The following is a 25,540-nucleotide window of genomic DNA, read 5'->3' on the forward strand; positions in this document are numbered from 1 at the left end:
TGCTCGTGCAGCAGTACTTATTTCAACAGGCGCTTAATCGTCTTCAGTTTGCCATCGTACGGCGGGTACAAAATGGACAAATTCAGTTTGGTGCTTTTTTTGAGCACGCTTTTCATATGTGAGAAGGTTTCCAGGCTGTACCGCCCATGATAAGAGCCAATACCGGAATGTCCTACGCCGCCAAAAGGCAGACGTGGATTGGCTACATGGGTGATCGTATCATTAATACAACCGCCTCCAAAAGAAACTTCACTCAACACTTTATCCTGAAGCTGGATATCTGATGTGAACAGATAGAGAGCCAGCGGCTTTGGACGCTTTAAAATTCCGACAATCGCATCATCAATGTTGCGATAACTGATTATGGGCAGGATCGGTCCAAAAATCTCATCCTCCATCGTGGCTGCCTCCCAGGATTCAGCATCAATCAGTGTCGGTGCAATGTAGCGATCCGCTTCATCAGAGTGACCGCCATAGATCACTTTGTCCCGGTCCCTTTCGATGAGATTCGTTAATCGTCTAAAATGAGCCTGATTGACAATCCGACCATAATCGCGATTGTGCTGTATATCGGTACCGAAGAAGGATTCCACAGCTGTTTTCATCTCCGAGATCAACTGCTCCTTCACCCGTTCATGCACAAGCAAATAGTCCGGAGCGATACAGGTCTGTCCTGTGTTGAGCAGCTTACCCCATATGATGCGCTCAGCAGCAACTTTAAGATCTGCTTTCTCGTCCACAATGACCGGACTTTTACCTCCAAGCTCCAGGGTGACAGGAACGAGGTTTTTGGCAGCTGCCTCCATGACGATTTTGCCTACCGGTACACTGCCCGTAAAAAAGATGTAATCAAATGGAGCATTAATGAGCGCTGTCGTTGTGTCCTTGGCGCCTTCCACGACATGTACGTAAGCCGGCTCGAAAACCGAAGCGATCATTTCTCGGACGACTGCCGAAACGGCCGGCGTGTTTTCCGAGGCTTTGAGTACAGCGGTATTTCCCGCGGCAATAGCACCAACCAGAGGTTCAATCAGAAGCTGGAACGGATAGTTAAAAGGTCCGATAATCAGCACGGATCCATATGGCTCGGGAATGATGTAACTTTTGGAGCCGACCAGGGCCATCTGTGTTTTTACTTTAACGGGTTTGACCCATTTTTTCACTTTTCGTATCGTGTGCTTGATGCTGTCCATCATAAAACCAATTTCGGTCGTATAGGATTCAAACTCACTTTTGCCCAAGTCCTGATCGAGCGCCTCGGTGAGCTTTGATTCATATTTCTGAATGGCCTGTTTCAGCTGGGTTAAACGCGCAATTCTACTCTCCGCTGAACGCGTGGCCCCAGAACGGAAAAACTGGTGCTGCTGCTCCAAAATCAGCTTAACCGCATCACGATCTAATTCCTGAAAGGTGCTCATATCTTTTGGTCTCCTCTACTTAAAATGTTTAAACAAACGAACGTATGAGACTGAAAAGGGTTTTGCCTCATCTTTGTGATTCATTAATTTCTACAGGCACTCTTCCTCCAACGCAGCAACCAGTTCTTTCAACCGCTCGACGGATGGCTTCAGGGACGCTGAATAATACCGCTGGGTACCCTTCTGTTCCACGGATATTAGCCCTTTCTCAAGCAGTAACTTGAGATGGTGTGATATTGCTGGCCTGGACAGGCTGGATTGTTCTGTAATTTCGTTAACGGTCATCTGACCTCGTTCGCTCAGAATTAACAAAATGTTTTGACGGTGGTTATCGCTAAGCACCTGGAACAAAGGAATGCAGGATTGGAAAATGTTTATTGCTTTTTGACCCATGTTTTCACCTCAATCTGTTTAATCTTAGTCTATTGTAATGTCCTTCGGTTTAAATGTTTAAACGTATTAACACCCATCTTACCTCTTCCTCAGATAAAACTCAAACATTCAATATTTATTTCAATTAAAATATGGTAAAAGCGCTTCCATACTACCATACAAGTATGGTAGTATGGCGTTGAAGGAGTTGAAGTTGTGGAATATACCCCAAAGTTCTCGTCCAAAGCCGGTTTGTCGTCTTCCCTAAACAGTCTGTCGTCCATGAATAAGCAATCCTCCTCAACACGGGATGTAGTCTATGTCACCTTGAAGCAATTGATTCTAAGTCTGAAATTGCCTCCCGGAACTGCTATTTCCGAGAAGGAAATTTCGCTGGAGTTTCAAGTAAGCCGTACTCCTATTCGGGAGAGCTTTGTAAGACTTGCACAGGAAGGTTTGCTTGAAGTGTATCCACAGCGCGGTACGTATGTTTCTCTTATTCAGGTAGACCTCGTTGAGGAAGCACGCTTCATGCGTGAGCAGCTGGAACGGGCCGTGATCCGGCTTGCATGCGAGTATTTTCCGGATCAGGAGATGAAATTATTGGAGCAGAACCTTGCTCAGCAGCAAGCATGTTTGCTCCAACCGGACGATGAACGAATGTTTCAACTGGACGAGGAATTCCATAGCACCCTTTTTGCAGGCTGCAACAAAAGCAAGACATGGACCGTGATCCAGCAAATGAACGTGCACCTTAATCGAAGCCGTATGCTTCGTTTGTCTTCGGATCATCAGTGGGATCATCTGATCCATCAACACCGGGCCATGATGGAGGCCATTCAGCAGCATGATGCCAAGACGGCGGAACGAATTATGCAGGAGCATCTTCACCTGACCGTCACAGATCTGGCCATCCTTCGGGATACATATCCTTCTTATTTTCAACAATGACATGTCTTGCTTTTTCCTAACTACACATGATGAGGTGAACGTGATGAGAATGGTTTTTCGCTGGTTTGGCGAAGGCAATGATACGGTGACGCTGGACCATATCCGGCAGATTCCGGGTGTGGAGGGCATTGTTTGGGCACTGCATGATGTTCCGGCAGGCGATGAATGGCCAATGGACAAAATATTGGCTGTCAAAGCCGCGGCCGATCGGGCAGGATTGCATTTGGACGTGGTGGAAAGCGTCAATATTCATGAAGACATCAAGCTGGGTCTGCCTACTCGGGACCAATACATCGACAATTACAAAAAAACGATGGAAAAGCTTGCTCAGGTAGGCGTAAAAGTCATCTGTTATAATTTCATGCCTATCTTCGACTGGCTGCGCACGGATCTTCATAAGGAGATGGAGGACGGCTCCACTGCCCTCTTTTATGAGAGCAACAAGCTTGCGAATATTGAACCTCTGGAGCTTGTTCGGCGCATCACCGAAAATTCTGCGTTAACGATGCCAGGCTGGGAACCGGAACGATTGCAGTACCTGACTGGTCTGTTCGAAGCTTACAAAGATGTGACCGAAGAAGATATGTGGGAGCATGCCCGTTATTTTCTACAGGAGATCATTCCTACGGCAGAACGACTTGGCATTCGAATGGCGATCCATCCGGATGACCCGCCATGGCCTATTTTTGGTTTGCCGAAAATTATTATCAGCCAGGATAACTTGCGTAGATATCTGAATCTTTATGATAGCCCTTACAACGCTGTAACGCTGTGCAGCGGATCTCTTGGAGCTAACCCGGATAATGATATTATTGGCATGATTCATGAATTCCGTGACCGGATTCCTTTTGCCCATATTCGTAATGTCAAAGTATATGAAAACGGGGACTTCATTGAGACTTCACATCGCAGCCAGGATGGTAACGTTGATATTGCAGGCGTAGTTGAAGCTTACCACGACATTGGATTTGAAGGTTATGCAAGACCAGACCACGGACGTCACCTCTGGGGCGAACAATGCAGACCAGGTTATGGTCTCTACGATCGCGCGTTGGGCATCATGTATCTCTGGGGCGTCTGGGATTCCCTGCAAAGGAGGACAAAAGCATGAGCGACTATGTATTCGAAACATCTTCACGTCTGAAAGGCAAAACAGCGGTAATTACAGGTGGTGCCGGCGTTCTCTGTCGTTCCATGGCCGAAGAACTTGCGCGTCACGGGGCCCGTGTAGCCATTCTCAATCGTACGGTTTCCAAAGGTGAAGAAGTCGTTGCTGCAATTGAAGCAGCTGGCGGAACCGCCATTGCGGTTGCTTGTGATGTAACCCAAGTGGACAGTGTGAAGGCTGCGGCGGCAACTGTACAGGAAAAGCTAGGTCCATGCGACATCCTGATTAATGGTGCAGGCGGTAATCATGCCAGTGCCAATACGACGAATGAAATTTTCAGATTGGAAGATCTTGAGCAGCCTGATGTCACTACGTTCTTTGACGTCAGTGTGGATGGATTCCGCCAGGTCATGGATCTGAATTTTGTGGGCTCCCTTATTCCGACCCAGATCTTTGCAAGACAAATGATTGACCGTGATGTACCAGCGACAGTCATTAATATCTCGTCGATGAGTGCACCTTCACCCATGACCAAAGTTCCAGCATATAGTGCTGCCAAGGCTGCAATTAACAATTTCACGCAATGGCTAGCAGTACATCTTGCCGAATCGGGAATCCGGGTTAATGCCATCGCGCCGGGATTTTTCCTTACGGAACAAAACCGCAATTTGCTGCTTCATCCCGATGGCTCTCCTACTGAACGTTCCAGCAAAATCATTGCACACACACCCATGCGCCGGTTCGGGAAGCCTGAAGACCTGCTGGGCACGTTAATGTGGCTCGCGGATGAGAAGCAGTCTGCATTCGTTACAGGCACGGTTATCCCTGTCGACGGAGGATTTATGGCTTATGCTGGCGTCTAATGGCTCTGATCTATACCTATATCTAAGCTAACTTAATAATGATGCTTTGAGCTCAATTCTTTAAAATGTTATAGAGACCCGAAACCTGGAGTGTGTAATCCCCGGTTTCGGGTTTTTACGTATTCCGAATAAGATCATCCAGTCGAGGAAAAGCTTGTAATAGTCAACAATAAACATTGGCAGCTGAATGTCTTCTATTAGAAATGACGTTCCAGTTCGCCAAGTGTAGGAAGGTGATACATATATGATGGAAGAAACATGGGTTGTGGTCGTACGCTCCATTATTGCCTTTTTGACTCTGATCATCTATACAAGAGTGCTCGGCAAACAGCAAATGGGTAACCTTACGTATTTCGATTACATCAATGGCATTACCATTGGTTCCATTGCGGGAACCTTTGCTACTGATTTGTCGTCCAAGGCATGGATTCATTTCGTAGCGTTAACCATTTTCACAATCATTACGATTATCTTTCAATTCATAACACTTAAAAATCGAACGATTTCCAAGCTGATGGACTCCGATCCTACAGTCGTCATACAGAACGGTAAAATCCTTGAACAGAACCTGCATAAAATGCGAGTGAAATTCGATGAATTGACCATGATGCTGCGTCAAAAGGACGTATTTGACATTACGACACTGGATTATGCAATCCTTGAACCAGACGGCAGTCTCTCCGTCGTTTTGAAACCCGAGAATCAGCCAGTTACAGCAAAAGACATGCATATGCATCCACCCAAAAGCAAACTGATGACCGAGCTCATTATTGATGGTGTCCTAATCAGGCAGAACCTGAAAGAACGAAATAAAGACATGAACTGGCTGACGGAACAGTTAAAAAAGAAAAACATCACCATCCAGGACATCGCTTTTGCAGCGATCTTGCCTAACGACAAACTGTATGTCGATCTTTTTGAAGACCGTTTCTCAGAAAAAACGGATATGGGTGATTACAAGGGGCCATTCTGATTTTCTTTTACTATCTGTATGGAGGCGGTTGAATGAAAACACGTTTCTGGTTGCTGTATGTACTGCCGATTTTAATGCTTGTTCTGTTTGTAGCGATTATGGCCACGGGGTCGTTTCTCAAAAAACCATTTGGCACACAGGACCGCTTGCTCGAATCCGTACAAACATTGGAAAAGCAAGTGGAGAAGAAACAGTGGACTGAGGCCAAGTCTCAAGTTGAATATGCCATGCAAGCCTGGGAACGAATTGTCAATCGAATTCAGTATAGTGTTGAACGAGAGACCATTTATGACATTCTGGGTACCCTTGCTCGAATCAGGGGAGGCGTTGCTGCTGAAGATGATCAGGCGATTATGGAAGAAATTTATTATTTCTACGTCCTATGGGACAATCTCGGAGATTAGTGGTATACCAAATCACAACTTATGCAAAAAGGCACCTCCTTTATCCCAAAAGGAAGTGCCTTTTCTGATTGCATTTAAGCGTTTCGCGAACGTACACCACGTGATCGTGAACTGCGAGATGTGCTTTCCTTGCGGAAAAACAGACTCAGTGCCCCCTTCGCACACCATAACGCAAACAGAGCAAAGAGTGTACCCCAGAACAGGGCTGGCAGGAACGTTTGCTGGGCCAAGTTAGCTGCATCCCCTGCCCGTGAAGGCTGTGTCCAGGACATTAAACCGACGTACATGGCACTAACCACGGACTCTTCCAGCGTCAGGAAAGCAAGTAACAGATAGTAGTACTTCACGATTTTGGCGCCAAAGATCATGATCACAACGTTCAGGGCAATGAAACCTGTGAGCCATAACATGCCAAATTCTCCTCTTACATATAACAAAAGGGAAACCAGCGCTACAGCGGTCATGATACCCAGGCCCCACATATGCAGCCCTTTTCGGTATAGGTAGAATAACAGCCAGGCAAAAAGGGATGCTGTAACATACCCTGCCAATGACACAAGTATCGATCTGCCCGGTGTTAACATGGATGAGTAGGTGACGCCGCTGTGATCCGCGTATAATTCGATCCGCAATACTTTCCCGGATAGCAGGAGGGTCATTACGGCATGGCCGAATTCATGAATCATCGTGTCCAAATTCCGGAACAACGAAGAAAACGGAATGAAACGAGTTAGGAAGACTGAAGCCACCAAAAATAATATGGTTTTGAGCCATTTATTCAATTTCGTGTTCCCTCCTTATCTCCGACTAAACATGCCCATCGTTATATTACGCTTCAACCCTCTTCCCGTTTCTCCTTGTGAAATGTGCTGCGCAATATTCCATCCACCAGCAGAAGCTGCGATTATGTCCAATGAAGAAAGAAGACAAATCATACCGTCCCTTCTCGACCTCGAGCGTAACGAGCAGGCGATTTCGCATATGTTCCAGCGCAAACTGAACGAATTGATCAGCGGTTTTACTTTGCACTAGTGTAACATAAGCATACAGGGAATGGTCTACCGGTTCATCTAGCGGACTAACTCCGGCACATGAAAACTCGGTCGCAACGCCAGCTTCCTGAAGCAAGGATAAGGCTTCGTGCAGCTCCGCATCTATTTCTAGGCCATTCCACAACACCGTTTTCTTCGCAGACACCGTATATTTATCGCGTTCCGTCCAGTGCAGCAGCTCCTGCTTGCGTCTTCTCCATAGATGAGGCGGCTGCTGACTTAGCAATACTTCCTGTTCTTCACCTAGACCCATAAGCTTCTTCTCCTCCTTATCCCCCATTGGTCCTCCGATCGTCTTACACAACGAAAAGAGCACATCGCTGTGCTCTCTGCGTGGCAAAAGGCAAAGGAATGGCACGGCCGTTCCTCAGCATGTTGTACCATTGTACCTTTTTCGATGGCTGGCATCAAATGGAGTACTGCTTATTCATTCAATGCCAGTTTGAGGGCCTCCAAATTCTGCTCCATAACACCGATGTAGTCCAGACCTGCAGCAATTTCCTCTTCGGTTAATCCTTCAATGGGATTTAACACTGCTGTTTTGGCACCCACTTCACTGGCGATGGTCTCGGATACTTTGGAAGATACCAATGTTTCAAAGAAGATCGTTTTGACCTGATGTTCTTTGGCAAAATCGATTACAGCTGCCATCTGTGCAGCTGATGGCTCCTGTTCGGGAGACAACCCGGCGATAGGTACTTGCTGCAGACCATACTGCTGTGCAAGGTAGCCGAACGCTGCATGCTGTGTAATGAAATCTTTTCGTTTGCTGTCGGTTACAGCCGCTTTGAATTCCTGATCCAGTGTCTCCAGTTTGGTAATGTACGCATCCGCGTTTTGCTTGAATTGTTCTGCATGCTCCGGTGCAGCTTGCGCAAGTCCCGCTTCGATGTTCCGCACTTCCTGAATGGCCAGAACAGGCGATAACCAAACATGCGGGTCAAGTCCGCCATGTTCATGTGAATGCCCTTCCTCTGTGTCGGCAGTATGTTCATGATCATGTTCTTCAGTCGCCGCTTCATCTGTATGTTCATGATCATGCTCTTCAGTGGCAGCTTTTTCTCCATGATCGTGGTCATGCTCTTCTGTCGTTGCTTCATCTGCATGATCATGATCGTGTTCCTCTGCACTAGACTCCCCATGATGATGGCCATCTTCTACGCCCTCAAGCAGATCAATGCCTTGGCTTGCTTCAACTTGTACAAGTTTGTCATTACTCAGACTGTCCTTCACTTGATCGATCCATGATTCCATGCCAGCGCCATTATAGACGAGTACATCTGCTTTCTCGATGCTTGCTATATCCTGTGGTGTTGGCTCCCAGTCATGAGGCTCCATACCAGCCGGAACGAGTGTATGTACATCAGCCAGATTGCCTGCTACATTTTTGGTGAACTCATACATAGGGTAGAAACTGACCTGTACGTCCAATTTCTTCTCCGTTGCTGCCGGAGCGCTTGTCGAAGTCGCATCCGATTCGGATGCTGATTTGGTTTGTCCGCATCCAGCTACGATAAGTGTGAGACTGAACAACAGTCCCATTGCTGATTTTTTACTGAATTTCATGTGGTGTATTCTCCCTTGATTGTATTAAAATCCTTGCGCGTTGCTGTTTTATTTCCTTGCGGTGGCGTTTACGGTTGTATAGTTGAATCAGCTTTTGTGCTGATATTCCAGTCAATAGAAAGGCCAGCAATATGAGTGCGATCGTCCCGCCAGGCGGAGTATTCAAATGGTAAGATGTTGTCAATCCGCCAAAAATGCCGATCAACCCGGTTATAATGGCAATCACCAATGCAGCAGCGAAGCTGCGAGAGATTCGAAGGGCCAGCGCAGCTGGCAGCACAATCAATGCGGATACAAGCAGTACGCCAACGATCGGCATGGCTGAAGCAACCGTCAGACCTGTCAGTACGGCGAAAGCAAATGATAAACCTTTTACCTGAACGCCTCCAATGGAAGCTGTCTCTTCGTCAAACGTCAAATTATATAAAGGTCTGCGTAATACAATGAAAAATACCAAACCAATGACACATACAGCTGCCATCATCCACAACTGGATATTGCTGACTGCAACGATGGAACCGAACAGATAGGAACTGAAGGTTTTGGACAAATTCGTTTTCAGACTCATGAGCACCACGGCCAGTGCCAAGCCTGACGTCATGATAATCGCTACAGGCACTTCGCTATACGTACGATAGCTTCTCCGCAATTGTTCGACCAATAATGCACCCATGACCGCAATCGCGAAGCCGCAGATTACCGGGTTGAGATTCATGACCGAACCAAGCGCCACTCCTGCCAGTGATACATGGGACAGCGTATCGGCCATCAGCACCTGCCTACGAAGCATTAGGTAGACTCCAAGAATCGGAGCAATAATGCCAATCAGTCCGCCTGCCCAAAAGGCTCGCTGCATGAATTCGTACTCAAACACTGCCATTCCTCACTTTCTTGACGCTCCAGGGTGATCGTCCGGTCCAATCGGTTGCCCATCTCTTCAAGGCCATGTGTCACCATAATAATGGTCAATCCATGTACATCTGCATAGTGTCGCATCAGATCATAGAAGCCCTCCCGGCTGCGACTGTCCATGCCTGTTGTCGGTTCATCCAGTACAAGCACTTGGGGCTGTCCTGCCAGAGCTCTGGCGATGCAGATGCGCTGCTTCTGTCCACCCGACAGCGCGCCTACCCGTGTATTGCGATATTCCCACATGCCGACTTCCCGAAGACTGCGTTCGACTACGGCTTCCTGTTCGGGTGAGAATTTTCGAAATAGACCAAGTTTGCGGTAACATCCGGATCGCACCAGTTCAATGACTGTACTGGGAAACCCGCTGTTGAATGATGCCACCTGCTGGGGCACATACCCGATCTCCATTTTGTTGCCAGGGTTGTTCTGAATATTCATATGTACCGTGCCGCTCCAGGGCTGTAACAGCCCCAGCAGCAATTTCAGCATGGTTGTCTTCGCAGAACCATTGGGTCCAGTAATGCCTACAAATTCTCCCACATGAATATCCAGCGATAATTGATCAATAACGGGTTCTTTGCCATATCCAAAAACCACGTTGCGCATGGAGGATAGAATCATGGTTAGGTCCTCTTTTCGTAAGTATTACGATTTAAAAACGAAAAAAAATTTATCTCGTTTCCCGGTGAATCGTCATTTTCTTCAATCGTGGTGAATATTTTTTCATTTCAAGACGCTCCGGGTGGTTACGTTTGTTCTTCGTCGTGGTATAGTTGCGATCCCCGCACTCGGTACAAGCTAAAGTTACAATGACTCTCATGGTTGTGCCTCCTTTTGTTTAATCGTAATGATTACTGTTTAATGATACTATCCCATCCTTTTTCTTTTGTCAACTCCATGCTGGAAAGGGATCTTCCAATTTACGCCAGTTGAGCAGCATTTCCTCTTCGGTAAGTAGTGTTTCGTCCAATGTACGCTCAATCTCTGCGCGGTCCATATCGATTCCGATAAATACTAATTTCGTTACCCGATCTCCCCATGTATCATCCCAATCCGGAATGGCTGGCAACGTATCTCCAAAGTGCATTTGCCGTTCTTCTTCGCTCATTGCACCTACCCATAAACCGGCGGGTCCAAGCTGCTTGGAAGTGCCTGCGTGACTGAAAGAAATGGCCATATGGTTCCGTGTAGCCAGCCACATCAAACCTTTGGATCTAACGATACTCTCCGGCCACTTGGCAATCCAGCGCAGCAATCGTTCCGGATGAAACGGACGTTTCCGATGATAGACAAACGAGTGAATGCCATACTCTTCCGTTTCCGGAGTGTGTTCTTCCTTCATCAATTCGCGGATCCATCCTGCAGACTGACTGGCTTTTTCAAAATCAAACCGCCCCGTATTCAAGATCTCCTTGGGATCAATCTGCCCGTGTGTCGTTCGAATCAGCTTGGCTTCGGGTTGCATCGCATGCAGCGCCTTCTCCAGCTTCAACAGTTCATCCTCCGAGACGAGATCACACTTGTTCAGGATCAGCACATCACAGAATTCAACCTGATCAGTCAACAGGTGTACGATTCCCCGGACATCGCCCTCTCCTGCTTCCTGTCCCCGATCCCTCAATGTTTCCTTCGAATAAAAGTCCCGCCAGAACTGCGCAGCATCCACAACGGTTACCATGGTGTCGAGACGGGTAAACTTCGTTAAATCGATCCCGAGTTCTTCATCGATATATGTAAACGTCTGTGCAACAGGAACAGGTTCTCCAATGCCCGTCGATTCAATCAGGATATAATCAAAAGAACCATCCAGAGCGAGACGTTCCACTTCTTTCAAGAGATCTTCCCGCAGCGTGCAGCAGATACAGCCATTAGACATCTCCACGAGCTTTTCGTCAATACGTGATAGTCCGCCTCCATCCCGGATTAATCCGGCATCAATGTTTACTTCACTCAGGTCGTTTACGATAACAGCGACTCTCATGCCTTCCCTATTATGAAGCACATGATTCAATAGGGTTGTTTTGCCTGCTCCCAGATATCCGCTTAATACGGTCACCGGTACCCGGCGCTTGTCTTGTATTTCAGACATGCCCATTCCTCCACTCCAAGGTTCTTTAATGGAAAAACCAATACGATTTATTTTCTAGACTTTAATCGTAATTATTACGATTAACATCCAAAACTATACATGACGAACTATTAGCTTGTCAACTTCTCAATTTAACGTTAACCAATAAATCGTAAAACTTATGATTAAAAGACCAAACTGCGTATGTTGCTGAAGGTACAAGCATATAGTTTACTAAAAGTCCGGTTGTGGAGGTCTGTTGTATGAAGCTTGCAGCCAATCTGAAGCTCCTGTCCATCCTAGTTCCCTGTGCCTTTCTTGTTCCCGTGCTCATCACAATGTCCTCTGATCTGAAACAGGCCTGGAACAGCGAAGCTTTGCAAAATATGAAAACCGTATTCATAGGCATTTTCCTTGAAGCTGCTCCTTTTCTGCTCATCGGTGTGCTGCTCTCTTCGCTCATGCAGTGGTTCGTATCGGAAGAAATGGTACGTAAACTCACGCCAAAGAACCCCATTGGTGGTGTCTTGGTGGCTGGTTTACTCGGAATCATATTTCCTATCTGCGAATGTGGCATGATACCAGTTGTTCGGCGGTTGATGCATAAAGGCATGCCCGCCTACATCGCGGTTACCTTCATTCTTAGTGGTCCTGTAGTCAATCCTATCGTGTTTACCGCAACATTGCTCGCTTTTCCATCTCATCCCGAAATCACGATTGCCCGCATGGGACTGGCTTTTGCAGTTGCAGCTTCAATTGGCTTGTTGGTTTATTTGATTGTGCGGCAGAATCCTCTTCGCAAAGCCAAGGTTACCGTGACACAGGTCAAGACTCACTCCGGATTTAAAATGGCACACTCACATACTCATGTTGAAGAGCATGACCATAATCACGAGAAAAACTGGCGCAGCTTCTTTATCCATGCCGGAGATGAATTTGTGGATATGAGCAAGTATTTGGTCATTGGTGCACTGATTACTGCCTGCATTCAGACGTTTATTAGTCGAAGTGATTTGATTGCGCTGGGGAACGGTCCGGTTGCCTCCTATGTGTTTATGATGGGATTTGCTTATGTATTATCTCTTTGCTCCACTTCTGATGCATTTGTGGCCTCTGCGTTCTCTCATACCTTCGCACTTGGTCCGCTGATTTCATTTCTTGTTCTTGGTCCCATGCTCGATTTCAAGAGCACACTAATGTTGCTGTCTACTTTCCGCACAAGGTTTGTCATTGGGTTAAGCATAGCCATTATTGTTCTCGTCTTCGCCGGATCGTGGCTGGTTAACCTTCTGGTATAGGTATAGGGTGAAAAAAACTAAATGACATTTCAGTATCTATTCATAATGAAGCTGGTGATATGAAATGTTCTGTACCACGCAGTAGAGTTTACTGCCTGGTTCAACTGAGAAGTTTATAGTGGCTTCATCAAGCATGTATGTTCACTTCAATAATGATAAGAGGTGATTCGATGACTCATCCTGGAACCTTTCACATCCACACTCACACTCCAAGGAGGCATTCCATCCAGTGGCATTCATTAATTCGTGCGATATGGATGGGTAGTCTTGCCGTATACATCTTCCATTTGAACGCGAATGATTCTCTACATTATTATCTGGCACCAACGATGCAGCGTTTGTTGTTATGCTGTCCCATACCACTCATGTTCATTGCGGTCATTATGGCTTGGCACGGACTTTTCGGTCACGGCCAGATTCATTGCGACTGTGAGCATCCACCTCCGTCCGGATGGCTTCGAAGCTTGGTGACCTACGGTCTGATTATGTTTCCCCTGTTACTCGGCTTTCTACTGCCTGATCAAGCACTCGGAAGTTCCATGGCCAGTCAGAAAGGCATGTCGCTATCTTATGCTCCTCCCGAAATTCGGCGTAAAGAGCCTGCACCAGAGGAACCTGCCAGACTCAATGTCCAGGATTTCGCACAGAATCAACCAACCGCTGCAGCCGGGTCAGTGAGTAAAGTCCAATTTATTCCTCCTGATGAATACAGCCGAGAATTTGCTGAGTTGGCGGAAAAATTATATGCAGAACCGGTCATCCAGGTCTTTCCCGAGATTTTCTCGGAAACGCTTGGAACCATTGACATGTTTCAACGACAATTTGCAGGCAAGCCGATCTCCCTCACTGGCTTTGTCTATCGAGATGAAAGTATGGATCATGAGTCGCACTTTGCGCTTGGTCGGTTCCTCGTCATGTGCTGCCCGGCAGATGCGGCGCCATTTGGCGTAATGATTCACATACCGGATGCCGACACCTTCCCCACCGACAGCTGGGTACAGATTGATGGCAGCATCGGTTCTGCCCAGGTGAATGGCAAGGACACCATTGAGATCCGAGCAACGAAAATAACTCCGGTTTCCGAGCCATCCACGCCTTATATTTACACCAACGCGGATTCTGTCATGGCCTATGAGAAACTCCAGAGTGAATAAAGAGATCATTTTGCACATTTCCCTACTTGAGGGACTGGACAACATTTCACAAAAATATACGCAGAGTTTTTAAAAGCGATATAAAGAGATATAAAGAGATAGAAGGCACAGTTGAACGTGCATCGTCTCCTTCCAAATGTATTTCTATGCAGAAGCATTTTCTAGTAAATCATCGTTGCTCCATGTTTTGCAACCATTTAACCGTCCCAATGAAGCCTACCAGTCCTATTAAAAACACCAGAAAATAACTGATACCTTCCAAGGGGAATAATGCGATGCCGTTTTCCTTCAAATGCAAAGCAGGTACAGACCAAGGCAGATACGTGCCAATGGCAGTCGGACCGAATACCAATGCCAGCATCAAAGTTGTAAAAGCAAAGCCGATCGGCACCAGATAACCGCGCGATATACAGGCCAATAAGGCAAGAGGTGCACTTAATAATAGGTGGAGAGCGCCAATGATAAGTATTAGAAATAAATAATGTTGTACAATTGCAAACGAAAAGCCAGGAAGCCCAACAGCAAAACCAAGCACTAAGGCATATGCAAAGCTGATCAACATCATTACAGAACACCAGAAAATAATTGCGATATATTTGGCAATCGCTACTTTACCCCGAGATATAGGCAAAACGAGCAAATCCTTGAGCGTCCGATCAGAATACTCACGGCCAAATGTCCAGCTTGTCACCAATCCAAACCCCAGCAGCCCAAACACGGATGCATACAAAAACGCAGTCCGTTCAAAAAAAGAAGGCCAATCGGGCTGTCCCAAGAACAACGTGATGACAAACAATATAAACAGAAGGGTGCCCCATAAAACAAAGGATCGACGCAATTTGTAAACTTCAACGCTACAGGCAGTCGACAATGATCTCATTCCGTTTTCCCTCCTCTGCTCCGATTACTTTGAGAAAGTAATGTTCCAAGTTTTCTTCTTCAATGTTAAGCATGGTGAGCGGCACTTCATGATGAGTAAGCAATCTCGCAATATGTTCGGGATGCTTCACGGCATGATCATCCTGAAGTGCAAGGCAGTTATTCGAAGTCGAATGTACTGCATACCCGGAGTCTGAAAGAATAGCTTGAGCCTTCCGGGCATCCTTCGTTCCGACCATCAGCTGCTTTCGGCGGATGGTTTCAAAGTCTTTTGCTGTCAGTTCTTCAAGCAAAACGCCTTTGTGAATAATGCCGATTCGAGAAGCCATTTTGGACATTTCCTCAAGGATATGGCTCGATATAAACACGGTAATCCCTTGTTGAGAAGCTAGAGCTTTCAGCATTTCCCTTATCTCGACAATTCCGGCTGGATCAAGTGCATTGGTTGGTTCATCAAGAATCAGAACGTCCGGCTTATGAATTAACGCTTTGGCCAATCCAAGTTTCTGCGCGTTACCAAGTGACAAATCTCTTGCCTTACTATCCGCATATTGGGTCAAATTCAATTGCTCCATAATTTCGTCAACTGCCCTCGGAACCGGTAACCCTCGCAACCTGGCCATCAAATTCAAGTTTTCCCTAACCGTAAAGTTAGGGTAGGCATAAGGAACTTCCACCATGTAACCTACTCGTCTCGACAAATCTGGATTCCCATTCGCCCAGCGCTGACCAAACAAATACACTTCTCCGGAAGAAGGCTTACTCATTCCGAGAAGAGTCCGAATGGTTGTCGTTTTCCCTGCGCCATTCAATCCCAGAAATCCATAGATTTCTCCTTTTTTAACGGAAATCGAAACGCGATCTACAATGACTTTATTTCCGTATTGCTTTGTCAGGTTAACGGTTCGAATAATTTCTTCCATAGAAACAGTCCTTCCCGTATCATCAATTTAAACTCAGTTCATTAATAATGCCGGCAGTCACCTGAGATGTTGTAAAAGATCGCCGCCGGCTTTTCCAAATCAGTTTTCGCGATAAATGGAATTCAAGTAATTCGAAATCGATGCGGTATCATCAGTGGAGGTGCGCAGTGCGATGTGACCGTCGGGACGAATCAATACGAGTTCACTACTTGCTACATCGTAAATTCGATAGGCATTCCCTGCTGTGTCGATTATGCCTTCCGCCCCCTCCACCTTCGTTGGCACGATATAATGCACATGGAGTTCGTCGTTGGTGAGGTTCTTCAGCGAAGGATCGATGCTGTTTGCAAAAGCCAAAAGCGTCCACTGCGGGCCGCGCAATAGGTCAAAGACGCCTCCTGCAAACCCGGTGCCTTGCAGGCCCGTAGCGTTAGGAGCACGATCTCCTGGAAATGAACGGGTAGCATTCGTTCGAGCAGACGGGCGGGTAAGAGAACTTGACCGATAGGAAATGAGAAGCCCACTCGTCAGATCGTCGGATATAGTGCTTAAGGATTGGGACAACCCTCCGCCTTCAGTCGCCGTTCCTATGACCCCTCCCATCTTTTTCGTGCTGTCCTCGAGCACGGCTTTAGCTACAGGGCGACGCTCCTCATCGTACGTGTCGAGTAAGGCGGTGTCTGCTCCGTGTAAGACGGCGTCCAGCTTCCATCCAAGGTTGTATGCATCCTGCATCCCCGTATTCATGCCTTGGCCGCCAGCGGGCGAATGAACATGAGCGGCGTCGCCGGCAAGAAAAACCTGGCCGTTGCGGTAACTTTCAACCATACGGACGTTGACCCGGTAGATGGACAGCCAGGAAGCATCCGTGAACCGAACACGTCCGGCCCCGGCGCGCCGGTCAAACATGGCCTGATACGCCTCTAGCGACGGCTGCTCTGGTTCTTCGATGTCTGCCGGAATTGTTGCCTGCAGTTGCCAAATATCGGATTTCGGCAGCGGTGTTACCCCGACCATCCCCTCCGAAGATGTCCAGATATGGATACGGTCACGGTCCAACCCTTCCAATCGTACATCGCCAAGATACCATCGCTCATCTTCGTGTGTTTCTCCAACCAGCGGTAACTGAATCAACTTGCGGATATTGCTTTTGCCCCCGTCGGCGCCGACGACATAACGAGCGCGAATCAACTCTTCTCCTTGTGGTGTTTTCACGGTTACCGTTACACCATCCAAATCCTGAACAAGCCCTACTGCTTCCATGCCTAATTCAACTTGACCGCCAAGCATTGCATATCGGTCGCGCAATGCTTTTTCCACATCAAATTGAGCAATCCAGACCGGATCACGATAGGGTGTCTCAAGTTCGGCGCTGGCTGCAGCGGTAATAGCCGGCTTGTCCACACTCCTGCCATCTGCAGTATAATAACGAACAGGCAAATCCACGACACCCGTTTCAATAATGTAACGAACGGCCTCCAGATCATCGACGACTTCAAGCGAGCGGGGCTGGATTGCTTTGGCGCGTGACGCTACGTTATATAAGGCGCTTCGTTCAATAATACGATGGTCGACGTTTCGACGGACAAGGTCGCAGGCAAGTGTAAGCCCTGTTGGTCCGGCTCCGACAATGAGAACATCAACAGAAGACTGCACGGTTTTCATGGATAGAATCCTCCCTTGTTTATTAATTTGATATGCTACATTCGCTATACTACACCGTGCAGTGTAGTTTGTAAAGTGGAACTCATTTTTGATAGTATACCTGTAAGGGGGAAACGTAAGCATGGATAACACGGAAAACAAAAAAATCCGCAAAGGCTCTTCAGACAAACGAGCCAAAATTATTGGAGCGGCACGAGACCTGTTTCTTTCAGATGGGTTTGATCGCTCCAGCGTCGATGCAGTCGCAGCCAAAGCGGGAGTTTCCAAACGGACCGTTTATGATTATTATGGCGACAAACAGAACTTGCTGCTTGCTGTTGTGGAAGAAACCAGTCGGGCGGTTCTGGACATGATCAAGCAAGGGATATCAGACTACCTCTGGGAATTCGAGGATCTGGAGCAGGCGCTCATCTTATTCTGCGAACAATTCGTAGCTTCTGCGAACGGTTCGTCCGATTACAGCGCTCTGATCCGTCTGGTTACAATGGAAGCCGCCAACCTGCCAGCCTCGTTTTTAGAAAAGCTGGATAACGCAACGGAAGAGGGGATTATCAGGAGGTTTACCGAGTTTGGACAAACCGGACTGCTCGATGTGCCAGATCCTGTAATGGCTACAAAGCACTTCGCTGCCTTAACGTTTTTATTGGTATTTGATCAACCGAGAAAAACGGGGACTTTTGAAGAGGAACAAACCAAACGTATCATCACTGAAGGCGTACGCGTCTTTCTTTGCGCTTATGCACCACGTACCGATCAAAACGAAAATCAAAACTGATCGCCATTTTACTTAACGATAAAAGACTGGTGGGCAGCTAATTTAACGTAAATATACGCTAAGGACGCAAAGAGAAAACCCGAAACCATAAATTATGGCTTCGGGTTTTTCGGGTACAGATCGAAGATGAATCACACTCTGATGACCTGATATTTATTCAGTTACGATATCATGAACGAGCACAGGAGCATCGGCATGATCTGCAATCGTAATATTTTCTTTGATCTTCGCGATTACGTCTGCCACATCCTCACGATTGGCATGGATCGTTACCAGTGACTCCCCAGCTTTCACCGGGTCACCTACTTTTTTGTTCAGCATCAAGCCGACAGCAAGGTCGATCTCGGACTCTTTTGTCGCACGGCCCGCACCAAGCAGCATCGCAGCGGTACCGATCTCGTCCGCAACGATTCCAGCGACATAACCATCCTGGTCAGCCGGAACTTCTATCAGATATTTTGCCTGTGGCAGACGATCCGGATGGTCGACTACAGACGCATCGCCACCTTGGTTGGCCAGGAAATGCTTGAATTTCTCCAGTGCCTTTCCGTTCTGGATCACTTCTTTCAATTTCTCTTCCGCTTGCTCCAAGGAGTCTGCTTTGCCCGCAAGGAATACCATTTGGCGTCCAAGAGCCAGACACAGTTCTTCCAGGTCTTTCGGTCCTTTACCTTGCAGTGTCAGGATAGCTTCTTTTACTTCAAGCGCGTTACCGATCGCGAGGCCCAGCGGCTGGGACATGTCGGAGATCACCGCCATCGTTTTGCGCCCTACATTGTTACCGATGCTGACCATGGCATGTGCCAGTTCTTTTGCATCTTCTGTCGTTTTCATGAATGCACCCGCACCCGTTTTTACATCCAGTACGATGGCGTCTGCGCCTGCTGCAATTTTCTTGCTCATGATGGAGCTGGCAATCAGCGGAATGGAGTTTACCGTTGCTGTAACATCACGAAGTGCATAGAGCTTCTTGTCAGCTGGTGTGAGATTACCACTTTGACCGATTACCGCTACCTTATGTTCATTTACGAGTCTAATAAATTCTTCCTTCTCCAGCTCGACGTGGAAACCGGCAACGGACTCCAGTTTGTCTGTCGTTCCGCCTGTGTGACCCAGACCACGTCCGGACATTTTCGCTACAGGAACATCCAGCGCAGCAACGAGCGGCGCCAACACCAATGTCGTTGTATCACCAACGCCCCCGGTGGAGTGCTTGTCTACTTTGATGCCTTCAATGGCGGACAGATCGATCGTTTCACCCGAATTGACCATCGACATCGTAAGATCAGCGCGTTCCTTGTCCGTCATATCCTTGAAGAAAACCGCCATCGCCCAAGCGCTGACTTGATAATCCGGAATTTCCCCTTGGGTATATCCTTGAACAACAAAATCAATTTCAGCTGTTGTCAGTTCTTTTCCGTCACGTTTTTTGGCAATAATGTCTACCATTCTCATGATGATCTCTCCTCGTGTATGTGATTTATATAGAACACTTTGTGCAGAGTCCGTTTCGTCCCCGGATCATTCTTCCAATCGCTGTTGTCTCCAAGTTTCTTTGAACCATTTTTCAAATGGAGAAACTCGGAGACAAAGGCGAACGCTTCGCTTCTTCAGAATTGATTCCGGTGCCTTCACTACGTGCTTCACCAAAAGTTTCAATAGAAAACCAATTGATTTGAATAATAAAACCTACAGCGTGATTGCTGTTTCCAGTGCTACGACCATCATGTCGTTGAACGTTTTTTGGCGCTCTTCGGCTGAGGTTTCTTCACCGGTCAGCAAGTGGTCGCTTACTGTCAGAATGGTCAAGGCATTAACGCCAAACTTCGCAGCAATCGTGTACAGTGCTGTTGTTTCCATTTCCACGCCGAGTACGCCGTGCTGCATCAATTTTTCGGTAACGGAACGATCGTCACGATAGAACGAATCGGAACTGAACACGTTACCGACATGGATTTTCAAGCCTTTGGCTGTCGCACGGTCATAGGCTTCTTTCAGCAAGGAGAATGTTGCGATTGGAGAGAAATCATACCCGCCAAACACAAGCTTGTTCATGCTGGAATCCGTACAGGACGCTTGTGCCAAAATAACGTCACGAACACGTACATGCTCCTGCATACCTCCGCATGTTCCGACACGAATGAGGTTTTTGACGCCATATTCGCTGATCAACTCATTGGCATAGATGGCGAACGAAGGAATACCCATGCCTGAACCTTGCACCGAAATGCGGTGTCCTTGATATGTACCGGTAAAGCCCAGCATTCCGCGAACTTCATTATAACAAACGACATCTTCCAGATACGTATCCGCAATAAATTTAGCGCGCAACGGATCTCCCGGCAAAAGGATCGTTTCTGCTATATCTCCAGGTTTGGCTCCGATATGTGTACTCATGGTTTAAATCTCCTCCAGTTTATCCATTAATATAGTTACAGCAGGTTCCCGGACAGCCTAAGCTGCTCCGGTGAACCTGTCTAACTTATTTTCCAATCCAATCCTGCATCTGATTTCGATTAAACAACCGTATCCTATTTCAAATCATTCAGGAAGCTTGTACCATACTCCGGCAATTGAACGCCAAAGTTATCGGCTACCGTAGCACCAAGATCTGCAAATGTATTGCGCAATTCAAGTTTCTTACCCTCGCTGAAACGTGGGGAATACACAAGCAGTGGCACATACTCACGTGTATGGTCTGTACCACGGTATGTTGGGTCGTTACCATGATCAGCCGTAATGATGAGCAGGTCATCGTTTGTCATTTTTTCGAAAATTTCAGGTAGACGTGCATCATAATCCTCGAGTGCTTGAGCATATCCTTGAGGATCACGGCGGTGACCGAACAATGCGTCGAAGTCGACCAGGTTCAGGAAGCTGAGCCCTGTGAATTCTTCATCCATCGTCTCGGACAGTTTGTCCATACCATCCATATTGGACACAGTCCGGACGGACTTAGTCACCCCTTCGCCATCATAGATGTCTGCGATTTTACCGAGGGCAATCACATCGAATCCCCCGTCCTTGAGCTCATTCATTACCGTACGGCCGAATGGTTTGAGCGCATAGTCGTGACGGTTGGCTGTACGTTTGAAGTTACCGACTTCACCAACGAAAGGACGAGCAATAATGCGGCCCAGCATGTATGGATCATCGAGAGTAATCTCCCGACAGAATTCACAAATTTCGTAAAGCTCTTTCAATGGAACCACGTCTTCATGTGCTGCTATCTGCAAAACCGAATCCGCGGATGTATAGATGATGAGGGCACCTGTTTTCACATGCTCTTCACCAAGCTCATCAATGATTTCCGTACCGCTGGCAGGTTTGTTCCCGATGACCTTGCGGCCTGTCTTCTCTTCGATGCGCTGAATCAGCTCATCCGGGAAGCCGTTCTCGAATACGCGGAAAGGCGTATCAATATAGAGTCCCATGATCTCCCAATGACCTGTCATGGTGTCTTTACCCCGGGACGCTTCCTGCATTTTTGTATAATACGCTTTAGGTGCATCCGCGACAGGAATACCCTCGATTTCTTTAATGTTGGACAGTCCGAGACTTGCCATATTCGGCATGTTCAAACCCCCGCGTTCACGTGCAATGTGACCAAACGTATCCACATCGTAATCATCAAATTCTGCCGCATCCGGCGCTTCACCGATACCTACAGAATCCATAACGATCAGATGTACTCTTTTAAATGTTGACATAACTCATGCACTCCTTCCAATTATCCGGCTTACAAGAACAGTCCGGCGATGATCGCAGACAGCACGCTGACAAGCGATGCACCGTAAAGCAGCTTCAGACCGAAGCGGGCCACCACATTGCCCTGTTTTTCATGAAGTCCCTTGACCGCACCGGCAATAATACCGATGGAGGAGAAATTGGCGAATGATACGAGGAAGACCGACACGATGCCTGTCGTACGGGCAGACAGTGCAGTTTGTTTGGACAGATCCAGCATGGCGACAAATTCGTTCGACACCATTTTGGTTGCCATAATACTTCCCGCCTGAATCGCTTCCTTCCAAGGAACGCCCATAATAAACGCAAAGGGTGCAAACACATAACCAAGCAGTTCCTGGAACGAAATGCCGAGAACAGCACTAAATATGCCGTTAATGAGCGCAATCAGGGCAACAAATCCAATGAGCATTGCTGCAACAACGATCGCCACTTTGAATCCGTCCAGAATGTACTCACCCAGCATCTCGAAGAACGATTGTTTTTCCTCTTCCTGCACTTCCAATATATCTTCTTCCTCGGTTACCCTGTAAGGATTCACGATGGAAGCGATGATAAAACCGCCAAACAGGTTCAGCACAAGCGCTGTAACCACATATTTCGGATCGATCATGGACATATAGGCACCGACAATGGACATCGATACCGTGGACATGGCCGAGGCACATAACGTGTACAGCCGATGCTTCGGCAGCAAACCGATTTGTTTTTTTACGGAGATGAACACTTCAGATTGCCCCAAAATGGCGGAAGCAACCGCGTTATATGATTCCAGTTTGCCCATTCCGTTGATTTTGCTTAATACCAGACCAATATATTTTATAACAAAAGGCAAGATTCGGATATACTGCAATATACCAATCAGGGCAGAGATGACGACAATCGGCATCAGCACGTTCAGGAAAAACGGTACCCCGCCGCCTTCAGCCTCAATGGTCGTGAGACCGCCGAATACAAAGGCAATCCCTTCGTTTGCGTAATCAAGCAAGTTTTCAAATATCGTGGAGAATCCACCAATCAAGAACGTACCAATGCCGGTGTTCAGCAAGGCATAAGCCAATATAATCTGTAAAACAATCATGACGATTAGTGGTCGGTAGCGAATTTGTTTCTTGCCGTTGCTTGCGATATAGGCCAGTCCAAACACAACAAGTAAGCCAAGAATGGCAATCAGAAATTTCATTTGATCTCTCCTTTGAAGGTAGTTAAGCCAGATGTTGAATTCAGCTCAAAGGCCATACAATAAAATTTAACTTTCAGAAATTTTATGAAGCGCTTACAAATAATCCATTTTATAAAGGTTGGGAATCTGCTCCCCATAACCGGTGTACATACCGGATTCTGAAGAACAGATTAACGACCTGTGTTTAGTAAGAGGATGTAGATTGTCCACCCTGCATGATTTTCACACCGGAGCTTGCACCAATACGAGTTGCTCCTGCTTCAATCATTTTTTGCATGTCTTCCAGGCTGCGTACGCCGCCTGATGCTTTAACGCCCATGTCAGGTCCAACAGTCCGACGCATCAAAGCGATATCTTCTGGTGTTGCCCCGCCTGTGGAGAAACCCGTGGACGTTTTGACAAAATCAGCGCCTGCTTTGACGGCTGCCTGGCATGCCCGTACTTTTTCCTCATCCGTAAGCAGACAAGTTTCGATAATGACTTTAACCAATGCTTTACCCGCCGCCGCTTCAACAACTGCACGAATATCCTGTTCCACGTAGTCATCTTTACCATCTTTTAATGCGCTGATATTGATGACCATGTCCACTTCCGTAGCACCTTTAGCAATCGCGTCTGTCGTTTCGAACGCTTTGGTCTCGGAAGTGGAAGCTCCCAGAGGGAATCCGATTACGGTACAGATATCCACGCCACTGCCTTGAAGCTGCCCTGCTGCATAGGAAACCCAGCCCGGATTAACGCATACCGAAGCAAATTGGTACTGTTTTGCCTCTTCTGTCAGTTTGTTGATTTCACTTTGCGTTGCATCCGCACGAAGCAAGGTATGATCGATCATTTTGGCTAATTGAGCTGTAGTCAATTGAATCTCTCCCTTATCTGAACTGATTATTTATAGCCTTACACTAACATGAACATATGTAAAAATCAATATGAACTTTTGTTCAATGCCTCTAGTGAGCGAAACTACGCTTATAGCTTCTGCCTAAAAAAGCAAAACATCCGCCAGTCTTCCGTGGCAGATGTTGTCATCATTAGTTTTAGAATCGAAGCAAAGCCTGTGCTGTGTACTGGTCTGTTACCAAAATATTAGCATAGTGACCTTTAAGCGCTGCATGGATCGCTTCGATCTTGCGTTGTCCACCTGCAACAAGGATTGACTTCTCCTTGTTCCGCAATTCGGCTAAATCAATCCCTACCGTTCTACTGTTAATTTCTTCGCTGATCAATTGACCCTCGGCGTCAAAAAAACGTGAGCAGATATCACCTGCACCCGAATTCATCAGCAGCTGCTGTTCCTCTTCGTTGAAGTATCCCAGCTTGAACAGGAGTGCATCTTCCTTAACCGTACCCACCGTAAACAAGGCAATGTTGGCTTGCCTGCCAAGCTCTACGATCCGACCGATGTGCCGGTCGGCTTCCACCATTTTCTTGACTTCAATATTGTCAAAAATAACAGGCAACGGCAGGTATCGTGGAACAGTGTGAAACGCTTCCGCGAACAAATGCACGATCTCTGCTGCATACGTGTTCACGTGGGAATGGCTTACGCCCCCCTTTAACTGAACCACTTCAACACCTTTTACCTGTTTGGCCCGCAGCTGTTTGGCTACGGCATACATCGTCGTTCCCCATGTCACACCAATAATATCTGCATCCTGAACGGTGTCCTGCAGATAGTCCGCAGCTCTTTTGCTGATATGCTTCTGTATCTCCTCATCGCTCTTCAATGGTGCAAAACATACAAGAGCGGTATCCAGATCATATTTGGCTTTGAGTTCTCCGGCAATAATATCAATGTCCTCGAGCGGGTCCATAATTTCAATGCGAACGTACCCGCGATCCTTGGCATACTGGAGTAAGCGGGATACGGTTGGCCGGGACACGCCCAGCCTGACGGCAATATCCTGCTGGCTGTAATCCGACTGATAATACAATTTGGCTGCCTCAATGCTTAATCGTTGTTTCTCCAGGTCCATTCCCATCTGCATTCATCTCACTCATCCATGGTATCGTTTGAAATTCCTTGTTCCATATTGCTTACATACATTCAATTCGCTGCTAGTCCAGTTTATTATACATCATGAAGTACCAGGTCACTATTCCTTCTGTAGCTAATGACATAAGACGAGATTTACGTATTTAAGTATAAAAAGAACTTATAGATGCAAACTACAGCGGTCGCTTTATCGTTTGAGAATTTTTTTTTATTCACCAAAATACATGACTGAG

General features: G+C 47.0%; 26 protein-coding genes. 8 read left to right on the plus strand and 18 right to left on the minus strand.

Annotation, left to right across the window (positions count from 1 at the left end; all coding sequences use genetic code 11):
* Positions 1–17: 17 nt before the first annotated feature.
* Both ABGV42_RS05805 and ABGV42_RS05810 read right to left on the minus strand, forming a co-directional pair.
* A complete protein-coding gene (locus tag ABGV42_RS05805) occupies positions 18–1,418 on the minus strand; it encodes an aldehyde dehydrogenase (RefSeq protein ID WP_347380802.1) in 1,401 nt (466 codons plus the stop codon).
* Between the two features lie 90 nt (positions 1,419–1,508).
* A complete protein-coding gene (locus ABGV42_RS05810; RefSeq protein ID WP_347380803.1) occupies positions 1,509–1,811 on the minus strand; it encodes an ArsR/SmtB family transcription factor in 303 nt (100 codons plus the stop codon).
* A 261-nt stretch (positions 1,812–2,072) separates the two neighbouring features.
* On the opposite strand from ABGV42_RS05810, the gene ABGV42_RS05815 reads away from it, so the two are divergent.
* The 5 genes from ABGV42_RS05815 (at position 2,073) to ABGV42_RS05835 (ending at position 6,089) form a co-directional block, all read left to right on the plus strand.
* Complete coding sequence (locus tag ABGV42_RS05815; RefSeq protein WP_347383148.1) at positions 2,073–2,741, plus strand: GntR family transcriptional regulator; 669 nt, start codon at positions 2,073–2,075, stop codon at positions 2,739–2,741.
* A 43-nt stretch (positions 2,742–2,784) separates the two neighbouring features.
* A complete protein-coding gene (uxuA, locus tag ABGV42_RS05820) occupies positions 2,785–3,852 on the plus strand; it encodes a mannonate dehydratase (protein WP_347380804.1) in 1,068 nt (355 codons plus the stop codon).
* A complete protein-coding gene (locus ABGV42_RS05825) occupies positions 3,849–4,712 on the plus strand; it encodes an SDR family oxidoreductase (protein ID WP_347380805.1) in 864 nt (287 codons plus the stop codon). Before uxuA ends, ABGV42_RS05825 begins: the two co-directional genes overlap by 4 nt.
* Before the next feature lie 244 nt (positions 4,713–4,956).
* Positions 4,957–5,685 carry a DUF421 domain-containing protein gene (locus tag ABGV42_RS05830; protein WP_347380806.1) on the plus strand — a complete coding sequence of 243 codons (729 nt, stop codon included), beginning with the start codon at positions 4,957–4,959 and terminating at the stop codon, positions 5,683–5,685.
* 32 nt (positions 5,686–5,717) lie between these two features.
* Positions 5,718–6,089 carry a DUF4363 family protein gene (locus ABGV42_RS05835; RefSeq protein ID WP_347380807.1) on the plus strand — a complete coding sequence of 124 codons (372 nt, stop codon included), beginning with the start codon at positions 5,718–5,720 and terminating at the stop codon, positions 6,087–6,089.
* Positions 6,090–6,163: 74 nt separating this feature from the next.
* On the opposite strand, the gene ABGV42_RS05840 is transcribed toward ABGV42_RS05835, so the two are convergent.
* The 7 genes from ABGV42_RS05840 to ABGV42_RS05870 form a co-directional block, all read right to left on the minus strand.
* Positions 6,164–6,871, minus strand: a complete 708-nt coding sequence (locus ABGV42_RS05840; protein ID WP_347380808.1) for a M50 family metallopeptidase — start codon at positions 6,869–6,871, stop codon at positions 6,164–6,166.
* Between the two features lie 46 nt (positions 6,872–6,917).
* Entirely contained in the window at positions 6,918–7,394 is a 477-nt protein-coding gene (locus tag ABGV42_RS05845; protein WP_347380809.1) for a hypothetical protein, read from the minus strand.
* Positions 7,395–7,564: 170 nt separating this feature from the next.
* Positions 7,565–8,707, minus strand: a complete 1,143-nt coding sequence (locus ABGV42_RS05850; RefSeq protein ID WP_347380810.1) for a metal ABC transporter substrate-binding protein — start codon at positions 8,705–8,707, stop codon at positions 7,565–7,567.
* Entirely contained in the window at positions 8,694–9,587 is an 894-nt protein-coding gene (locus tag ABGV42_RS05855; protein WP_347380811.1) for a metal ABC transporter permease, read from the minus strand. Before ABGV42_RS05855 ends, ABGV42_RS05850 begins: the two co-directional genes overlap by 14 nt.
* A complete protein-coding gene (locus ABGV42_RS05860) occupies positions 9,533–10,240 on the minus strand; it encodes a metal ABC transporter ATP-binding protein (RefSeq protein ID WP_347380812.1) in 708 nt (235 codons plus the stop codon). The genes ABGV42_RS05855 and ABGV42_RS05860 overlap by 55 nt, the downstream gene beginning before the upstream one ends.
* Positions 10,241–10,289: 49 nt before the next feature.
* Positions 10,290–10,439, minus strand: coding sequence for a 50S ribosomal protein L33 (rpmG, locus tag ABGV42_RS05865; RefSeq protein WP_036613813.1), 150 nt, complete (start codon positions 10,437–10,439; stop codon positions 10,290–10,292).
* A 69-nt stretch (positions 10,440–10,508) separates the two neighbouring features.
* Positions 10,509–11,708 (minus strand): GTP-binding protein, encoded by a 1,200-nt coding sequence (locus ABGV42_RS05870; protein ID WP_347380813.1) that lies wholly within the window; start codon positions 11,706–11,708, stop codon positions 10,509–10,511.
* A 242-nt stretch (positions 11,709–11,950) separates the two neighbouring features.
* Between ABGV42_RS05870 and ABGV42_RS05875 the strand changes: the two genes are divergently transcribed.
* Together ABGV42_RS05875 and ABGV42_RS05880 are read left to right on the plus strand one after the other, a co-directional pair.
* On the plus strand, positions 11,951–12,985 hold the full coding sequence (locus ABGV42_RS05875; protein WP_347380814.1) for a permease: 1,035 nt from the start codon (positions 11,951–11,953) through the stop codon (positions 12,983–12,985).
* Between the two features lie 170 nt (positions 12,986–13,155).
* Positions 13,156–14,139 carry a TIGR03943 family putative permease subunit gene (locus ABGV42_RS05880; protein ID WP_347380815.1) on the plus strand — a complete coding sequence of 328 codons (984 nt, stop codon included), beginning with the start codon at positions 13,156–13,158 and terminating at the stop codon, positions 14,137–14,139.
* A gap of 169 nt (positions 14,140–14,308) precedes the next feature.
* Here the strand turns inward: ABGV42_RS05880 and ABGV42_RS05885 are convergent, their stop codons facing one another.
* The 3 genes from ABGV42_RS05885 to ABGV42_RS05895 all read right to left on the minus strand — a co-directional run bounded on the left by ABGV42_RS05885 (position 14,309) and on the right by ABGV42_RS05895 (position 17,606).
* The gene (locus tag ABGV42_RS05885; RefSeq protein WP_347380816.1) at positions 14,309–15,019 is read right to left on the minus strand and encodes an ABC transporter permease; all 711 of its coding nucleotides are present in this window, start codon (positions 15,017–15,019) and stop codon (positions 14,309–14,311) included.
* Entirely contained in the window at positions 14,994–15,941 is a 948-nt protein-coding gene (locus tag ABGV42_RS05890; protein WP_347380817.1) for an ABC transporter ATP-binding protein, read from the minus strand. The genes ABGV42_RS05885 and ABGV42_RS05890 overlap by 26 nt, the downstream gene beginning before the upstream one ends.
* Before the next feature lie 99 nt (positions 15,942–16,040).
* Positions 16,041–17,606 carry an FAD-dependent monooxygenase gene (locus ABGV42_RS05895; RefSeq protein ID WP_347380818.1) on the minus strand — a complete coding sequence of 522 codons (1,566 nt, stop codon included), beginning with the start codon at positions 17,604–17,606 and terminating at the stop codon, positions 16,041–16,043.
* A gap of 121 nt (positions 17,607–17,727) precedes the next feature.
* Between ABGV42_RS05895 and ABGV42_RS05900 the strand changes: the two genes are divergently transcribed.
* Positions 17,728–18,381, plus strand: coding sequence for a TetR/AcrR family transcriptional regulator (locus ABGV42_RS05900; protein ID WP_347380819.1), 654 nt, complete (start codon positions 17,728–17,730; stop codon positions 18,379–18,381).
* Positions 18,382–18,534: 153 nt separating this feature from the next.
* Here ABGV42_RS05900 and ABGV42_RS05905 read toward each other — a convergent pair whose 3' ends face one another.
* The 6 genes from ABGV42_RS05905 to ABGV42_RS05930 form a co-directional block, all read right to left on the minus strand.
* Positions 18,535–19,836: a pyrimidine-nucleoside phosphorylase gene (locus tag ABGV42_RS05905; RefSeq protein ID WP_347380820.1), complete on the minus strand. Its 1,302-nt coding sequence runs from the start codon at positions 19,834–19,836 to the stop codon at positions 18,535–18,537.
* A gap of 234 nt (positions 19,837–20,070) precedes the next feature.
* Positions 20,071–20,778, minus strand: coding sequence for a purine-nucleoside phosphorylase (deoD, locus tag ABGV42_RS05910; protein WP_347380821.1), 708 nt, complete (start codon positions 20,776–20,778; stop codon positions 20,071–20,073).
* A gap of 134 nt (positions 20,779–20,912) precedes the next feature.
* Positions 20,913–22,091, minus strand: a complete 1,179-nt coding sequence (gene deoB / locus ABGV42_RS05915) for a phosphopentomutase (RefSeq protein WP_347380822.1) — start codon at positions 22,089–22,091, stop codon at positions 20,913–20,915.
* A gap of 29 nt (positions 22,092–22,120) precedes the next feature.
* A complete protein-coding gene (locus ABGV42_RS05920) occupies positions 22,121–23,311 on the minus strand; it encodes a NupC/NupG family nucleoside CNT transporter (protein ID WP_347380823.1) in 1,191 nt (396 codons plus the stop codon).
* A 184-nt stretch (positions 23,312–23,495) separates the two neighbouring features.
* Entirely contained in the window at positions 23,496–24,146 is a 651-nt protein-coding gene (gene deoC / locus ABGV42_RS05925) for a deoxyribose-phosphate aldolase (RefSeq protein WP_347383149.1), read from the minus strand.
* Between the two features lie 202 nt (positions 24,147–24,348).
* Positions 24,349–25,287, minus strand: coding sequence for a sugar-binding transcriptional regulator (locus ABGV42_RS05930; RefSeq protein WP_347383150.1), 939 nt, complete (start codon positions 25,285–25,287; stop codon positions 24,349–24,351).
* Between the last annotated feature and the right edge of the window lie 253 nt (positions 25,288–25,540).

Origin of the sequence: Paenibacillus pabuli (genome assembly GCF_039831995.1) — a bacterium.
Classification (GTDB): Bacteria; Bacillota; Bacilli; order Paenibacillales; family Paenibacillaceae; genus Paenibacillus; species Paenibacillus pabuli_C.

Coding starts and splice junctions, on each gene's coding strand:
- deoC (WP_347383149.1), bottom strand. CDS start 24,146: ATGATCGATCATACCTTGCTTCGTGCGGATGCAACGCAAAGTGAAATC.
- ABGV42_RS05900 (WP_347380819.1), top strand. CDS start 17,728: ATGGATAACACGGAAAACAAAAAAATCCGCAAAGGCTCTTCAGACAAA.
- ABGV42_RS05855 (WP_347380811.1), bottom strand. CDS start 9,587: ATGGCAGTGTTTGAGTACGAATTCATGCAGCGAGCCTTTTGGGCAGGC.
- deoB (WP_347380822.1), bottom strand. CDS start 22,091: ATGTCAACATTTAAAAGAGTACATCTGATCGTTATGGATTCTGTAGGT.
- ABGV42_RS05895 (WP_347380818.1), bottom strand. CDS start 17,606: ATGAAAACCGTGCAGTCTTCTGTTGATGTTCTCATTGTCGGAGCCGGA.
- uxuA (WP_347380804.1), top strand. CDS start 2,785: ATGAGAATGGTTTTTCGCTGGTTTGGCGAAGGCAATGATACGGTGACG.
- ABGV42_RS05845 (WP_347380809.1), bottom strand. CDS start 7,394: ATGGGTCTAGGTGAAGAACAGGAAGTATTGCTAAGTCAGCAGCCGCCT.
- ABGV42_RS05850 (WP_347380810.1), bottom strand. CDS start 8,707: ATGAAATTCAGTAAAAAATCAGCAATGGGACTGTTGTTCAGTCTCACA.
- ABGV42_RS05810 (WP_347380803.1), bottom strand. CDS start 1,811: ATGGGTCAAAAAGCAATAAACATTTTCCAATCCTGCATTCCTTTGTTC.
- ABGV42_RS05815 (WP_347383148.1), top strand. CDS start 2,073: ATGAATAAGCAATCCTCCTCAACACGGGATGTAGTCTATGTCACCTTG.
- ABGV42_RS05920 (WP_347380823.1), bottom strand. CDS start 23,311: ATGAAATTTCTGATTGCCATTCTTGGCTTACTTGTTGTGTTTGGACTG.
- ABGV42_RS05885 (WP_347380816.1), bottom strand. CDS start 15,019: ATGAGATCATTGTCGACTGCCTGTAGCGTTGAAGTTTACAAATTGCGT.
- ABGV42_RS05835 (WP_347380807.1), top strand. CDS start 5,718: ATGAAAACACGTTTCTGGTTGCTGTATGTACTGCCGATTTTAATGCTT.
- ABGV42_RS05890 (WP_347380817.1), bottom strand. CDS start 15,941: ATGGAAGAAATTATTCGAACCGTTAACCTGACAAAGCAATACGGAAAT.
- rpmG (WP_036613813.1), bottom strand. CDS start 10,439: ATGAGAGTCATTGTAACTTTAGCTTGTACCGAGTGCGGGGATCGCAAC.
- ABGV42_RS05805 (WP_347380802.1), bottom strand. CDS start 1,418: ATGAGCACCTTTCAGGAATTAGATCGTGATGCGGTTAAGCTGATTTTG.
- deoD (WP_347380821.1), bottom strand. CDS start 20,778: ATGAGTACACATATCGGAGCCAAACCTGGAGATATAGCAGAAACGATC.
- ABGV42_RS05825 (WP_347380805.1), top strand. CDS start 3,849: ATGAGCGACTATGTATTCGAAACATCTTCACGTCTGAAAGGCAAAACA.
- ABGV42_RS05930 (WP_347383150.1), bottom strand. CDS start 25,287: ATGGACCTGGAGAAACAACGATTAAGCATTGAGGCAGCCAAATTGTAT.
- ABGV42_RS05870 (WP_347380813.1), bottom strand. CDS start 11,708: ATGTCTGAAATACAAGACAAGCGCCGGGTACCGGTGACCGTATTAAGC.
- ABGV42_RS05860 (WP_347380812.1), bottom strand. CDS start 10,240: ATGATTCTATCCTCCATGCGCAACGTGGTTTTTGGATATGGCAAAGAA.
- ABGV42_RS05875 (WP_347380814.1), top strand. CDS start 11,951: ATGAAGCTTGCAGCCAATCTGAAGCTCCTGTCCATCCTAGTTCCCTGT.
- ABGV42_RS05905 (WP_347380820.1), bottom strand. CDS start 19,836: ATGAGAATGGTAGACATTATTGCCAAAAAACGTGACGGAAAAGAACTG.
- ABGV42_RS05880 (WP_347380815.1), top strand. CDS start 13,156: ATGACTCATCCTGGAACCTTTCACATCCACACTCACACTCCAAGGAGG.
- ABGV42_RS05830 (WP_347380806.1), top strand. CDS start 4,957: ATGATGGAAGAAACATGGGTTGTGGTCGTACGCTCCATTATTGCCTTT.